Raw genomic sequence first — 15,211 nt, 5'->3', positions numbered from 1 at the left:
TTTTTAATTCAATAATCGTAAACTCATCTAAATTTAATTAGGCACTTTAAATCAAGTTTGCTATTTTTGTGGCACTTTATAATAAAGCTAAACGTATCCAATTATGAATTTACACGAATATCAAGGTAAAGAAATATTAGCTAGTCACGGTGTTAGAGTACAACGTGGTTATGTTGCTAACAATGCCGAGGAAGCTGTAGCAAAAGCAAAACAACTAACTGCCGAAACCGGAACCGGATGGCATGTAATCAAAGCACAAATTCACGCCGGTGGTCGTGGAAAAGGTGGTGGTGTTAAGTTGGCTAAAAACCTGGAGCAAGTTCAGGAAATTGCCGGGCAAATCATCGGAATGGATTTAGTAACGCCGCAAACTCCGCCGGAAGGAAAAAAAGTACACAAAGTATTGGTTGCGGAAGATGTTTACTATCCTGGTGAAAGTGAAGTTTCAGAATTTTATATGTCTGTTTTATTAAACAGAGGTAAAGGACGCAACATGATCATGTATTCTACCGAAGGTGGTATGGATATCGAAGAAGTGGCAGAAAAAACACCTCACTTAATCTTTACAGAAGAAATCGACCCTGCTGTAGGTTTACAAGGTTTCCAGGCTAGAAGAATCGCTTTTAACTTAGGTTTATCCGGTGATGCTTTTAAAGATATGGTAAAATTCGTAGCCGCTTTATACGATGCGTATGTAGGTGCTGATGCTTCCCTATTCGAAATCAACCCGGTTTTAAAAACTTCCGATAATAAAATTTTAGCGGTAGATGCGAAAGTTGTTTTAGACGACAACGCTTTATTCCGTCAGAAAGCTTATGCTGAAATGCGTGATATCCGTGAGGAAAACGCTATTGAAGTAGAAGCAAAAGAAGTAGGATTAAACTATGTTGACCTTGACGGTAACGTAGGATGTATGGTTAACGGTGCCGGATTAGCAATGGCTACTATGGACTTAATCAAACATGCAGGTTTTGAGCCGGCTAACTTCCTTGACGTAGGAGGAACTGCTGATGCAAAACGTGTGGAAACAGCTTTCCGTATTATCTTAAAAGATCCAAACGTAAAAGCAATCTTAATTAACATCTTTGGTGGTATCGTTCGTTGTGACCGTGTTGCTCAGGGTGTTGTAGATGCTTATAAAAACATGGGTGACAGCATTAAAGTGCCGATCATCGTTCGTTTACAAGGAACTAACGCTGAAATTGCAAAAGAATTGATCGACAATTCCGGTATGCCAATTTTATCAGCGGTAGAATTCCAGGAAGCTGCTGATCAAGTAAAAGCTGCTTTATCATAATTGATAAAAAAAGTTATATAATTATAAAGCCTGAGTTTTAAAACTCAGGCTTTTTTATTTTAAATATCACTGATCAATATCACATAATCAATCAGTCCCGGATTTAACGGGTCGGTATTTTCATAATATATCGCTTCCCAGGTCGGAATACCATTCGGCATATCCGGTCCTCCCTCTACTCTGAAATCCGGTGTATCATTACCAATATAACCACCGCTCAGATCAGGTTGTACATCGAATTTTATGGTATGAAAACGTTGTCCGTTACCATAGGCCGCATAAACATTTGCTGCTGTCATTGTTGTCCACGAACCGCCGGACATTTGTATGCGTTTCCAGCTATCAATATACGGTGACGAGTTCGGTGAATCAAAAGGGAATCGCGTTGTACTTGTCGTATTTTCCAGCGTAAAAGTGTCTCCCGGTGCAATTGTAATTCCCGTAGCCTGATTATTTATAAACCAAGGATATCCTCCGGTATTCGACTCGGTATAAAGCGATCCTACCTCAACGCTATAGCTTGAAAAGTTAAAAATATATAAGGTCTTTTGGGCATATGTACTTAACCCCATACACACTAGTAGTAAAACAAATATTTTTTTCATGTTAATTCGGTTTAAGTTATTTACTAATTGCTGTTTGTTGTGCATACGCTTTTAAAGCCATCGATATAACGGCTGTAGATCCGGAGCCCTCTTTATTTTGAATGTCCGACTCTTTATAACCGGAAATCAATAAAAACTTTTCGGAAACTTTAGCCATATTGGCATCCAAAGTAGCGGTATCGCCTTTAGCAATTCGCAATGCATTTTTCTCTTTAGCATAACTTTTTAACGCTGTTTCAAATTCCAGCATGTCTGCAGTTCGCTCTTTGCGGACAACTGATTCTTTTACAACGCTTTCTTCGCTGCTACAGGAAGATACCCCGAGGACAACTGCCAGCAGTAATCCAATTGATAAAAAACTTTTTTTCATGATTGTTGATAGATGCTCCCAGTGCAAAATTGCTTTAGGCTGCTGTATAGAGCTTAATGGGTGACCAGCCTTTGAATTTATCAATTAATCGTATTACGCATCATAATGCTCAAATAAAATAATGCATTATTTACAAGTAAACGAAAGAATAAAAATAAATAGTATAAAAAAATCTCTGTTTTGCGAATTTTAACTTTTTTAAAGATCGTAAAAAAATATTTACAAATACAAAATGAGACATAAAAAGAAAGCCCGAATTGATCCGGGCTTTTATTTTATTCTGAATTTTAGATTATTTTTTTGGTAAATGGGAAACGTTAGGTAGTAACTTCCGGATTTTATAACACTCCAGAATCTTGTTCCCATTGCAACAATCCCTGATACGGATCGCCTTCAATTTGTAAAAGTTGGGCAAAGGCCGGTTCGGTTTTGATTCCGCTCTTTTTTAAAGCGACAACCGCTTCCCGAAAGGCTGCTCCCCTTACCTGTAAAATCCGGTGTTCGATCAACATATGCCGGTAACCGTTTTGTTCCCGGGTGGGAATATTTTGTCCGAAGATTTCGATTGCGATGCCATCGATACTGAAATTAGCCACTATAGCTTCCATAGCGCCATTATCCAACTCCTGACAGGAGTAATCCTGATATCCGGAAAATGCTTTGTATAACGTCGTTATAAAACCGTTTTTGTCTTTCCAGTAACAACCGATATCCAGATCACTCGATTCAATCGCAATATCGATTGGAATGGTTCCCACCAGAATCGGATCAAAATCCGATAGCAGTTCCAAAACAGAATGCGCAGTTAAAAGATTGTAGCTTTTTTGCTGTAGTGCATTTCCCGTTTTCAGGTAATCCAACGTATCGAATACACTCAAATTAGGAGTTTTTATTCTTTCCGTTTTTAAAACGGACTTTTTCAACTATTGGTTCTTGCTTTTTCGCTTTAAATGCCGGTTTTTTACCCATTGGCTTTTTAGCAGCCGGTTTTTGCGGCGCTTTCGCTTTTACTTCCGGTTTCCCTCCTGTTTTGATCGCTTCTTTATTCTGCGTCAGTACATCCATTGGATTTTTAGGATTCTCTTTTGTTCCTCTCAGGTGAATTACCAATCCGTTCAGGAAGTTACGCAATACCTGATCGCCACATTCCATAAACTTCGGATGATCCTCATTGCGGAAAAAATTCCCAATCTCTCCTTTGGATATTCTGAAATCAACCAGCTCTAAAATCTCCACAATTTGATCATCACGTAACTGCAATGCCACGCGAAGCTTTTTAAAAATATCATTATTCGTCATAGTCCTAAATTATCGTTCAAAGATACATAAAATCAACGGTCTCTGTTTTGAAACTGATTTTAATTTATTTTTGCAAAAAAATACCCGATATGAATACCCGTGAGGAACGAATAAGTCTTTTATCTGAAATGATTGCTTTTGCCATTGTTGATGGCGAACTCCACGATAGTGAATACGATTTTTTAGCGATTGTAGCCGAAGAACTGGCCATTGAAAAAGCGCTCTTTCTGGAACTTTTTAAAAAACGTGCTGCCATTATTCCGATTCAAAGCGAACACCAACGCGTAATGCAATTTTATCGCCTGGCTTTGTTAATGCATGTGGATAATGTTTTACACGAACGCGAAATTAAAATGATCAATGAAATCGGAATTAAAATGGGATTAAACCCAATGGGAATCCGAAAGACGTTAAAAGCCATGGAACAGTCTCCGAACCGAATGGTCGAACCGGCTTTTCTGATTTGTGCTTTTGAAGAACAGCATAACTAGCCGTTCTTCAAAACACTTATATTTTTTCCTGTAAACTTTTGATTTCGTCACGCAATTTGGCCGCCTGCATAAAGTCCAGTTCTTTTGCAGCTTTTTCCATAACCTTGCGTTTTTCGCGGATCAGCTTTTCGATTTCCGTTTTCGACATATACGCCGTATTCGGTTCTGCCGCTTTGGCCGCTGCTTCATATTGGTAGGAACTCGACTGATTTTTCATCAGTGCGCTTTCAATCTTTTTATTCAGGCCTTTTGGAACGATATTGTTTTTATCGTTATAGCTCATCTGTTTGGTACGACGGTAATTGGTCTCATCGATCGTTTTTTGCATACTGTCGGTTACCTTATCGGCATACATGATTGCTTTACCGTTTACGTTACGAGCGGCACGTCCTACGGTTTGCGTCAGCGAACGGTGACTTCTCAAAAATCCTTCTTTATCGGCATCTAAAATGGCAACCAGCGATACTTCCGGTAAATCCAGACCTTCCCGTAACAGGTTCACTCCAATTAGTACATCAAACAATCCTTTTCGCAAATCCTGCATGATTTCAACCCGTTCGAGCGTATCCACTTCCGAATGGATATAACGACAACGTATCGACACTTTAGTTAAGTACTTGGTCAATTCTTCCGCCATCCGTTTGGTTAGTGTGGTTACCAATACGCGTTCGTCGGCTTCACAACGCAATTGTATTTCCTCGATCAGATCATCAATCTGATTCAGACTTGGCCGTACTTCAATTATCGGATCTAATAAACCGGTCGGACGAATAATCTGTTCGACATAAATCCCTTCCGATTTTTGCAATTCGTAATCGGCTGGTGTTGCCGATACATATATTACCTGATTTTGCAGGCTTTCAAATTCTTCAAATTTTAACGGACGGTTGTCCATCGCCGCAGGTAAACGGAATCCGTATTCCACGAGGTTTTCCTTACGCGAACGGTCGCCACCATACATGGCATGTACCTGAGAAATCGTAACGTGACTTTCGTCGACCACCATCAGAAAATCGTCCGGAAAATAATCCAGCAAACAGAATGGTCGTGTTCCCGGTGCGCGTCCGTCCAGATAACGGGAGTAGTTTTCGATACCGGAACAATACCCCAATTCGCGGATCATCTCTAAATCGAAATTGGTTCGTTCTTCCAAACGTTTCGCTTCGAGGTGTTTTCCGATTTCTTTAAAATAATCAACCTGTTTGACCAAATCCTGTTGAATTTCCCAGATGGCATTTTGCAACACATCCGGTGACGTTACAAACATATTGGCCGGATAGATATTTAGCTTGTCGTATTTTTCGATTACCTGTGCGGTTTTCGGATCAAAGGCTTCGATTTCTTCAATTTCATCTCCAAAAAAGTGGATTCGGAACGGATCATCGGCATAACTCGGATATACTTCCACCGTATCTCCTTTTATCCGAAAGGTACCCGGCGTAAATTCGGCTTCGGTACGCGCGTATAAACTCTGTACTAAACGGTGTAATAGTTTTGTTCGGGAAATAACCTGATTTTGTTCGATGGAAACTACGTTTTTCTGAAATTCCACCGGGTTACCAATACCATACAAACAGGATACCGAAGCTACCACCAATACGTCTCTCCTACCCGACAACAGGGAAGAAGTCGTACTAAGACGCATCTTTTCCAATTCGTCGTTAATCGAAAGATCTTTTTCAATATAGGTTCCGGTTACGGGTATAAAGGCTTCCGGCTGATAGTAGTCGTAATAGGACACGAAGTATTCTACCGCATTGTTCGGAAAAAACTGCTTGAATTCCGAATACAACTGTGCCGCCAGTGTCTTGTTGTGCGCCAGTACCAGCGTTGGTCGCTGCACTTCCTGAATCACATTGGCCACTGTAAAGGTTTTTCCGGAACCGGTTACCCCCAAAAGGGTCTGATACCGCTCACCGCTATTCACCCCATTACTTAGTTTGTCTATAGCCTGTGGTTGATCACCCATTGGCTTATACTCGGAAACTACCTGAAATTTCATTGGTTACATTTTGCTAGTTGCAAAGGTACAAAGGAAAATACGAAAACAGCTAAAAGTTTAACGGGCCTTTTTAACAGGGGCTTCCATTTCAAAATAGACTCTCGATTTTTCGTTATTGACACGCGAACGGATCCATTCGGTAATTTTGTTCTTATCGCCTGGTTTTAGAGCGTTGGCAATTGCCGAAAAGGTTACGATTGCTGTTTTTTCCGGTAGTGTATCCCGATATATTTCCGTTTCCGAAAACGAACAGGCCGTGATTCCCGGATATAACGGTTTGATCTCAGCCAACAATTGTTTCCCTATCTGAACCCGGGCGTTAATACTATCCTGTTTGCGCTCGCCTTCTTTTAACAAAAGATGCATACGATTGAGTTCGCTTTGCAGACTTTCTACTTTGGACAGACTTTTATCATTCGATTCGCCAAAAGCAAGCCCCTTTTGAATGTCGACACTAGAGCTGTCGATGCTAAAATCGAGCGCTTTACTTAAAATATTCTTTTTGGCTTTATCTGTTAATGCATTTCCGGCATAGACCAGCGTAATTTTTCTTTTATTGGGATCGACCTCGTTTTTTAAAAGGTAATTCCCGTCATATACACTTACACTCTTAACAAAACGGTCGGCTTCGGTCGTAAATCTTTCGTTTATAACCAGGACATAACCGAAATAGATACTGGGTACTATCGTAATCAGAATTACGAACGATACCCAACGGTTTACTTTTTTCTTTTGCTCTTCGTTGACCAATGTACGGATCGGAAATTTCAATAATTGCGATACCAAAACCGACGAAAGCGCTATAAATACCGTATTGATCGTAAAAAGGTAAAAGGCACCGAAAAAATAATTCAGATTAAACGTTGCCAAACCATATCCGGCCGTACATAACGGTGGCATCAATGCCGTTGCAATAGCCACACCCGGAATCACATTTCCTTTTTGTTTGCTGCTCATTGCTACAATTCCGGCCAGACCACCAAAAAGAGCAATCAGTACATCGTAAATCGTCGGACTGGTTCGGGCCAACAATTCCGAATGCGCGGTGGAAACCGGACTGATCGTAAAATACAAGGTGGACGCGATTAAACTCGCAATAACGGCAAAGCCAAAGTTTTTGAAAGCTTTTTGGAATAACGGAAAGTTATAAGTTGCCAGACTATAGCCCATTCCGTTGATTGGCCCCATTAACGGCGAAATCAACATCGCACCGATAATCACGGCTGTCGAATTCATATTCAATCCGATCGAAGCAACAAAAATGGCAAAAACCAAAATCCAGAGGTTTGTTCCTTTAAAGATGACATCTTTTTCGATATTCTCGTGGATTTTATCGAAATCATCCACTTCTCTTTCCAGATTTAGGTATTCCAGTATTCTTTTTATCATAAATGCTATTTTTATCGTTTACTTTATTTTACCATCACCGGAAGCCGTTTTAATCTGCCGGTTGTTGCTGTGTCACGCAATGTACCATTCCTCCGTTGGCGTATAAATTTCGTACATCTATCCCAACCACGGTTCTTGTTGGGTATAAGGTTTGAATAATCGCATTTGCAACCGCGTCATTCGCATCGTTATAATTGGGAACCAATATTTTATTATTGGCAATATAATAGTTGATATAGGATCCTTTATACCCCAAATCGGTTCCATCCGTTGTTTTGACGTTGTTTTGCGTTAAAGGCACTTTTAGAAAAGTATAGGCATTGCCATTTTTGTCTTTGGCACCGTAAAGTTTATTGATATCGCTTTGTTTGACGTCAAAATCCAGTAAATCACCCGTATCCATCGTCACTATGGTCGACGCGTTTCCAAATCGGGCAAACCCATCGATATGCTGATCCGTAAGTTCTAATCCTGCCTGTCCGTCAAGCCAGATAAAATGGGTTACACCGAGGTATTCTGAAAATAGTTGCTCCGCTTTCGCCTGTGTCATACCTGGATTTCGATTGTTGTTAAGGATCGCGCTTTTACACGCCATCAGGGTTCCTTTTCCATCAATTTCCACACTTCCACCTTCGTTGATCATTATTTCATTGATATTTACAACCGCTCTGTTTTGTTCCTTCCCGATTTTAGAAGGAATACTGTTGCAATTAACAAACCTAATCGGATCACCCGATTCTTCGTCTGTCTTTTCGCCCCATCCGTTAAATCCCCAATCCTCAATAACTAAATTCCCGTTTTTATCGCGTACATAGATCGGACCGTTATCACGCACCCAAACATCATCGGTTTTATAAATTTTGAAATCGACATTGGCAAGCGGAACTCCGGCTTTAGTTAGAAGTCCGGTTATTCTGTTTTTTTCCGTTTCGTTATAGGCTATAATATGTACTTTCTCACTGGTTACCAATGCCTGTGTCATCGCAACCCAGGTAGCATCCAGACTATTCCGGTAGGTAACACCATATTGATATTGATGCGGCCATTGCAGCCAGGTCCCTTCATGTCTTTCACTCTCCTCCGGCATCCTATACTGATTTTCCTTTTCTGAATAATTTTGCGCTTCGTTTTTACCGCAGGAACCGAAAAAAGTTATGCCTATCATAATTACAGCAACCATTTTTTTCATATTGGGTTATTTAAAATTTTACGGGAAATAAAAATGTCATACCATTACGATTCTATAACTCTTATAAAGATAGTAATTTAAAAAATATCACAAAACACTCCTCTTTAATCTCTAATTCTAACACGATGCTCCTGTAAAATTTATCCGGCACGTTGAATTTATAACATCCAACACCTGACAGGTTTTAAAAACCTGTCAGGTGTACCAATACAACAAAGGCTGCCTCGTTGGAAGCAGCCTTTGTTTATCTGTTGTATTTGTTTATTTTAAACTCATCAGACTTTGTTCGATCGTCTCAATTTTAGCGAGCGCATCGGCCTCTTTCTGGCGTTCCATCGCTACCACTTTTTCCGGAGCCGATCCTACAAACTTCTCATTGGAAAGTTTTGCCTGTACCGATTTCAGGAATCCTTTGATATAATTCAATTCTTCCGTTAACTTGGCAATTTCTTCTTCTACATTGATATTACCGGTAATCGGAATAAAGTATTCGTTGGATTTTACACGGTACGATAACGCTCCGTCTACTTTTTCAGAAACATATTCCAACACACTGATATTTCCTAATTTCTGAATTACCGTATCAAAGAAAGTCGTTGCTTTTTCGTTGTTGATCACTTTAAGTTCAATCGCATCCTTAAACGGAATGTTTTTGTCTTTACGGATCGTACGGATACCCGAAATTACTTCTGTTGCAAAATCAAACTCCTGAATTAAACTCTCGCTATATTCTTTCGCTTTTGGCCATTCGGAAATGATCAATGCCTCTTTCTCCGTTCTTTCGGTTATATGTTGCCAGATCTCTTCGGTTAAGAACGGCATAAACGGATGCAATAGTTTTAGGTTTGCCTCCAACATTTCGATTGCTTTTTCGAAAGTCGTTTTATCGATTGGCTGTTGGTAACCCGGTTTAATCATTTCCAGGAACCACGAGCAGAAATCGTCCCAAACCAGTTTGTAAATGGCCATAAGCGCATCCGAAATTCTGTATTTTTCGAAATGATCTTCAATTTCCACCAGGGTTTTCTGTAATTTGGCTTCATACCACTCGATCGCAACTTTTGCCGATTCCGGTTGTACAGCGCTATCACTTACTTCCCATCCTTTGATTAAACGGAAAGCATTCCATATTTTATTGGTAAAACCTTTCCCCTGATTACACAATTCTTTATCAAACAGGATATCGTTTCCGGCCGAAGCACTTAACAACAACCCTACCCGTACTCCATCGGCTCCGAATTCTTCGATCAAATCCAACGGATCCGGCGAGTTCCCAAGTGATTTTGACATTTTTCGACGTTGGCTATCCCGAACCAAACCGGTTAGGTATACATTCGTAAACGGTTTTTCTCCGGCATATTCGTAACCGGCAATAATCATACGAGCCACCCAGAAAAACAGGATATCCGGTCCGGTTACCAAATCATTGGTTGGGTAATAATATTTGTATTCCGGGTTTTCAGGATCCATAATTCCTCCGAAAACAGATATTGGCCATAACCATGAAGAGAACCAGGTATCCAAAGCATCTACATCCTGTTTAAGGTCACTTTCGGTCAGAATCTGGTTTCCAGTTTTTTGTTTTGCCAATGCTAAGGCTTCCGCTCTGTTTTCGGCTACTACAAAATCTTCTTTTCCATCACCATAATAATAGGCCGGAATTTGTTGTCCCCACCATAACTGACGGGAAATATTCCAATCGCGGATGTTTTCCATCCAGTGACGGTAGGTATTATTAAATCGGCTTGGATACAGTTTTACCTCTTCCGTTTCCAATACCGCTTTGATGGCCGGTTTTACCAGTTCTTCCATTTTCAGGAACCACTGATCGGATAATCTCGGTTCAATTACGGCTTTGGTTCTTTCGGAAGTTCCTACTTTGTTGATATGTGTTTCCACTTTTACCAAAGCACCCAATGTTTCCAGTTCTTTTGCGATTTCTTCGCGAACTACAAAACGGTCTTTTCCTTCATAATGCAATCCAAACGAGTTTAGCGTTGCATCTTCGTTAAAGATATCGATAATCTCCAGGTTGTGTTTTTCGCCCAGTTCCTTATCGTTTACATCGTGTGCCGGTGTTACTTTTAAACATCCGGTTCCGAATTCCATATCTACATAGTCATCAAAAATAATCGGGATCACACGGTTGCAGATCGGTACGATTACTTTTTTACCTTTCAGATGAAAATAGCGTTCGTCATCCGGGTGGATACAAATTGCCGTATCACCCAAAATCGTTTCCGGACGCGTGGTTGCAATGGTTACATATTCGTTACTATCTTCGATCTGATAACGCAAATGGTATAATTTACCCTGACGTTCTTCGTAGATAACCTCTTCGTCCGATAGCGTTGTTTTGGCTTCCGGATCCCAGTTTACCATACGATACCCTCTGTAAATCAACCCTTTGTTATACAGATCCACAAAAGTACGGATTACCGATGCCGACATATCCGGATCCATAGTAAATTTCGTACGTTCCCAATCGCAGGAAGCCCCCAGTTTTTTTAGCTGATCCAGGATTACACCACCGTATTTGTTGGTCCATTCCCAGGCATGCACTAAAAATTCTTCGCGGGTTAAATCGTTTTTATTGATCCCTTCCTCTTTTAATTTTGCTACAACTTTAGCCTCTGTTGCAATGGAAGCGTGATCGGTACCCGGAACCCAACAGGCGTTGAATCCTCTCAGACGGGCGCGACGAATCAGTACATCCTGAATGGTATTGTTCAGCATGTGCCCCATGTGCAGTACCCCGGTGACGTTTGGAGGAGGAATAACAATAGTATACGGCGTTCTGTGATCAGGTTCCGAGTGAAAATAATTGTTCTTCATCCAATAGTCGTACCATTTCTGTTCTACTGCTTTGGCGTCAAATTGAGCTGGAATTGTCATATTAATAATTTGATTTGTTTTTTGTTTAACATAGCTTACCCGAACTATAAATCACTTATTTTCAAAATGTTTCCTCAAAAAAGAACTCTTTTGCAGCATTATAATTTGGTATACTTTTTGTAAACTATATCGCAAAAATAGTTATAACTGAGCAAATAAAAAAAGAGCGTTAAAATATTTGTTCGTTTAGCAAAACAATGTAATTTTACAATAACAATTAAAAAAACTAAGTTGAAAATGAAAAAATTATTAGGATTAGTTGCAGTATTAGCATTTAGTGTTGCTTCATATGCTCAAAAAGGACCAAAAATTGAATTTAAAGCAAAAGACAACACTATCGATTATGGTATAGTTACTAAAGAAGGAGATAACGGTATTCGTTCTTTCGAATTTAAAAACACCGGAGATGCTCCTCTAATTATTACTAATGTACAATCTACTTGCGGATGTACTGTACCTTCTAAACCTACGGAACCAATTATGCCTGGTAAAACCGGTAAAATTGATGTTAAGTACAACATGAACCCTGGTAAAATCAGCAAAACCATTACAGTAGAATCCAATGCGGTTAACTATGAAGGTGGAAAAGTAGCTTTACGAATTAAAGGAGAAGTAGTTGTGAAACAAGAGTCAGGCGTGCTTGAAAAACCAAAAGCAACACCGCAATCGTAACAACTTTACTTATTGATACAAAAGGGCCGTCATTTCGACAGCCCTTTTTTTGTTTTGATCAATCTTTAATTCAGAATAGCTTTCGGATCGTTACCTGGTATTCCCGGTTTTTTCCGTCGCGTTCTACTTCAATTCGAATTGTTTTATTGTCATCCACCTGCAACAACTCATTAATCCGTTGTTTGGAGAGGTTATAGGCATTTTTACGATCGATTCGGATAATCTTATCACCCGCCTTTAATCCGGCTTCCTCAGCTGGCGAACCTTTTCGGACACTTGCAATTTCAAAAACCGGCTTCAGCATAAATTTGTATTTAAAACTGGAATTATCAAATACAATATCATCGATATTCGTCGTACCCAATGGCAGATTTTTGCTAACATCGTTTTTAACCGATTCCTGTATCCATTGAACCCCATTATGTTGCACTTCGATACCGCTCATATTATACAAAAACGGATCGTCGAACATTTTGTTTTTCTTTAAAAAAATCTGTTTTCCGCCATAATCCACAATCAGATGGAAACGTTTTAAAATCTCCCCTCCCAACGAACCGTTCCGATCTTTGATGATGCTTAATTGCTTATATGAAGTCGTATCCGGATAGGAAACCAACGGTTCTTTAAACAGGAAATGAGCCGTTTTGATTTCCGATAAACGCGATTTTTTTCCGTAAATAGTTCCTCCGATTCCTTCGCCCAAAACATCCTCAAAGTACTTGTTATTACATTTGATCACATCATCTTCAAACAACCATAAACCATCGGTTAATCCGGTATCCATCAATAATTTTAGCGGTAATTCTTTACCGTCCAATTTTGCATTTACATTTACATATGGCCTGCCATTCACAATATCCAAAGGTATTGCCGTGTACTTTCGTATGCGTTTGCTTTGTAACAGCTCGTCATTTTTATATAAAGTGATTTTCTTTTTTATATAATTAATTTCCACCAGATGATTTCTAAAAAAAGAATATCCCAAAATTCCATTGACCGGGATTCCGATACGGGATGAGAAATTCAGCTTTTCGTCCAGAATCACCAGAATTTCAAAATTGGTGTCGATATAATTGCTTACATTAAGTTTATTTTTTTGTGACAAAAGACCTTCGGCCACTTCTTCACTACCCAATCCGGAGATCCGTATTTTTTTAGTGTTATACAATTGTAAGGTATCACTTTGCGGAAAGCTAAAAATCAACGATGGTTCCGAACCCGAATCCAATAACATATTCATTTTAGCGTTGTTAATCTCCACTTGAATTATGATCAAATTATCTACAAAAACAAATGGAATCTCGATCTTGTTTTTAGGGGAATGCCATTGAAAGCCTTCTTGGGCCAAAAGTTTGGCGGGATACGTGATGATTAGCAAAAGGAAGACAAGTAACCGCATCACTAATTTTTTCTTAAATATAGCTATTTCCGTCGATATTTCCTATTAATATAAAATTTGAGGGCGGATTTTTTATCAATTTCTTAAAAAAAAGTCGCAAATTTGTGCATCAAAAATTACTATCATGCCTAAAGTTTCATTAAAAGGGCAACAGATGCCTGAATCGCCAATCCGAAAATTGGTTCCTTATGCAGAAATTGCGAAAAAGAAAGGTCATAAAGTTTACCACCTTAATATCGGTCAACCGGACATTAAAACGCCGGAAGTAGCTTTAAATGCTGTAAAAAATGCCGATATCACGGTGTTGGAATACAGCCATTCCGCCGGATTTGAAAGCTATCGTAACAAGCTTTCCAAATACTACCGCGAACACGGTCTTCCTATCGACACCGCCGATATCATTATCACTACCGGTGGTTCGGAAGCACTTTTATTTGCAATGGGAAGCACCATGGATGCCGATGATGAGATCATCATCCCGGAGCCTTTTTATGCTAACTATAATGGTTTTTCAACGGCATCGGGTGTAAAAGTAGTACCGGTTATTTCGACTATCGAAACCGGGTTTGCGCTTCCGCCAATCAGCGATTTTGAAAAACTAATCACACCTAAAACCAAAGCCATTTTGATTTGTAACCCTGGTAATCCAACCGGTTATTTATATTCGAAAGAAGAAATCATGCAATTGGCCGAATTGGTTAAAAAACACGATCTTTTCCTAATTGCCGACGAAGTGTACCGCGAGTTTACTTACGATGGTGATAAACATTATTCTGTAATGAATATCGAAGGTTTGGAAGAGCACGCTATTATGATTGATTCCGTTTCCAAACGTTATAGTATGTGTGGTGCGCGAATCGGATGTATCGTTTCCAAAAACAAAGCTGTAATGGCTACCGCTATGAAGTTTGCACAGGCCCGTTTGAGTCCGCCAACTTTTGCACAAATTGCCAGTGAAGCGGCACTTGAAACACCACAAAGTTATTTTGACGATGTGATCACCGAATATAAAGATCGTAGAGATACGCTAATCGCCGAGTTAAATAAAATCGATGGTGTGACCGTTGCTTCTCCAAAAGGAGCTTTCTATTGTATTGTTAAACTACCGATTAAAAATGCCGATGATTTTGCACAATGGCTTTTGGAAAGTTACGATTTAAACGGAGAAACTGTTATGGTTGCTCCGGCTGCCGGCTTCTACTCGACTCCAAATGTTGGTCTTGATGAAGTGCGTATTGCTTATGTTTTGAAAAAAGAAGATCTGATTCAATCGGTTCGAATTTTAAAAGAAGCGTTACATACGTATAACAATAAGTAATACTACTTCTTTATATACTACAAAAAAGCGATGCCAAGGCATCGCTTTTTTTATTTGCTTTAGCGGCTCTATTATGTTACACCTGACAGGTTTTAAAAACCTGTCAGGTGTTTCTCTCCTAACCCAAACAAAAAGGGCTGTCCAATCGGACAGCCCTTCTATTTGAGAATTAATTACAATTATCGTTTTAACGAGAAGTGAGCTTTAAACTCTTTAACATCTCCATTCTCGGTATAGGTCACTGTGAACCAGTAATCCGTCGATGGTAGCTGTTGACCGTTCATC

At 39.6% G+C, this 15,211-nt stretch carries 14 protein-coding genes; 4 read left to right on the top strand and 10 right to left on the bottom strand.

Going from position 1 to position 15,211, the window contains the following annotated elements; translation table 11 throughout:
* Nucleotides 1-103: 103 nt before the first annotated feature.
* Complete coding sequence (gene sucC / locus Q1R07_RS15870) at nt 104-1,297, top strand: ADP-forming succinate--CoA ligase subunit beta (protein WP_300492139.1); 1,194 nt, start codon at nt 104-106, stop codon at nt 1,295-1,297.
* 59 nt (nt 1,298-1,356) lie between these two features.
* Here sucC and Q1R07_RS15865 read toward each other — a convergent pair whose 3' ends face one another.
* The 4 genes from Q1R07_RS15865 to Q1R07_RS15850 form a co-directional block, all read right to left on the bottom strand.
* The gene (locus tag Q1R07_RS15865; RefSeq protein WP_300492138.1) at nt 1,357-1,902 is read right to left on the bottom strand and encodes a hypothetical protein; all 546 of its coding nucleotides are present in this window, start codon (nt 1,900-1,902) and stop codon (nt 1,357-1,359) included.
* A 16-nt stretch (nt 1,903-1,918) separates the two neighbouring features.
* Nucleotides 1,919-2,272 (bottom strand): hypothetical protein, encoded by a 354-nt coding sequence (locus Q1R07_RS15860; RefSeq protein ID WP_300492137.1) that lies wholly within the window; start codon nt 2,270-2,272, stop codon nt 1,919-1,921.
* A gap of 338 nt (nt 2,273-2,610) precedes the next feature.
* Nucleotides 2,611-3,150 carry a DUF4269 domain-containing protein gene (locus Q1R07_RS15855; protein WP_300492135.1) on the bottom strand — a complete coding sequence of 180 codons (540 nt, stop codon included), beginning with the start codon at nt 3,148-3,150 and terminating at the stop codon, nt 2,611-2,613.
* A gap of 1 nt (nt 3,151) precedes the next feature.
* Nucleotides 3,152-3,571 (bottom strand): DUF1456 family protein, encoded by a 420-nt coding sequence (locus tag Q1R07_RS15850; protein ID WP_300492134.1) that lies wholly within the window; start codon nt 3,569-3,571, stop codon nt 3,152-3,154.
* Between the two features lie 47 nt (nt 3,572-3,618).
* Here Q1R07_RS15850 and Q1R07_RS15845 point away from each other — a divergent pair, with 47 nt between their 5' ends.
* Nucleotides 3,619-4,062: a TerB family tellurite resistance protein gene (locus tag Q1R07_RS15845; RefSeq protein WP_347759751.1), complete on the top strand. Its 444-nt coding sequence runs from the start codon at nt 3,619-3,621 to the stop codon at nt 4,060-4,062.
* A 16-nt stretch (nt 4,063-4,078) separates the two neighbouring features.
* Here the strand turns inward: Q1R07_RS15845 and uvrB are convergent, their stop codons facing one another.
* From uvrB to Q1R07_RS15825, 4 genes are all read right to left on the bottom strand, one after another.
* Nucleotides 4,079-6,064, bottom strand: coding sequence for an excinuclease ABC subunit UvrB (gene uvrB, locus Q1R07_RS15840; protein ID WP_300492132.1), 1,986 nt, complete (start codon nt 6,062-6,064; stop codon nt 4,079-4,081).
* A 57-nt stretch (nt 6,065-6,121) separates the two neighbouring features.
* Nucleotides 6,122-7,453, bottom strand: coding sequence for a DUF389 domain-containing protein (locus Q1R07_RS15835; protein ID WP_300492131.1), 1,332 nt, complete (start codon nt 7,451-7,453; stop codon nt 6,122-6,124).
* A 49-nt stretch (nt 7,454-7,502) separates the two neighbouring features.
* A complete protein-coding gene (locus tag Q1R07_RS15830) occupies nt 7,503-8,642 on the bottom strand; it encodes an agmatine/peptidylarginine deiminase (protein ID WP_300492130.1) in 1,140 nt (379 codons plus the stop codon).
* Nucleotides 8,643-8,903: 261 nt separating this feature from the next.
* Nucleotides 8,904-11,537: a valine--tRNA ligase gene (locus Q1R07_RS15825; RefSeq protein WP_300492129.1), complete on the bottom strand. Its 2,634-nt coding sequence runs from the start codon at nt 11,535-11,537 to the stop codon at nt 8,904-8,906.
* A 237-nt stretch (nt 11,538-11,774) separates the two neighbouring features.
* Between Q1R07_RS15825 and Q1R07_RS15820 the strand changes: the two genes are divergently transcribed.
* Nucleotides 11,775-12,209, top strand: coding sequence for a DUF1573 domain-containing protein (locus tag Q1R07_RS15820; protein WP_300492127.1), 435 nt, complete (start codon nt 11,775-11,777; stop codon nt 12,207-12,209).
* A gap of 70 nt (nt 12,210-12,279) precedes the next feature.
* Here Q1R07_RS15820 and Q1R07_RS15815 read toward each other — a convergent pair whose 3' ends face one another.
* On the bottom strand, nt 12,280-13,608 hold the full coding sequence (locus Q1R07_RS15815; RefSeq protein ID WP_300492126.1) for a PDZ domain-containing protein: 1,329 nt from the start codon (nt 13,606-13,608) through the stop codon (nt 12,280-12,282).
* Nucleotides 13,609-13,732: 124 nt separating this feature from the next.
* Between Q1R07_RS15815 and Q1R07_RS15810 the strand changes: the two genes are divergently transcribed.
* Complete coding sequence (locus Q1R07_RS15810; protein ID WP_300492125.1) at nt 13,733-14,926, top strand: pyridoxal phosphate-dependent aminotransferase; 1,194 nt, start codon at nt 13,733-13,735, stop codon at nt 14,924-14,926.
* A 179-nt stretch (nt 14,927-15,105) separates the two neighbouring features.
* On the opposite strand, the gene Q1R07_RS15805 is transcribed toward Q1R07_RS15810, so the two are convergent.
* Entirely contained in the window at nt 15,106-15,210 is a 105-nt protein-coding gene (locus Q1R07_RS15805) for a T9SS type B sorting domain-containing protein (RefSeq protein ID WP_300492140.1), read from the bottom strand.
* Between the last annotated feature and the right edge of the window lies 1 nt (nt 15,211).

It is taken from the genome of Flavobacterium sp. (assembly GCF_030146175.1).
Classification (GTDB): domain Bacteria; phylum Bacteroidota; class Bacteroidia; order Flavobacteriales; family Flavobacteriaceae; genus Flavobacterium.
This window is presented reverse-complemented; position numbering and strand designations above follow the sequence as displayed.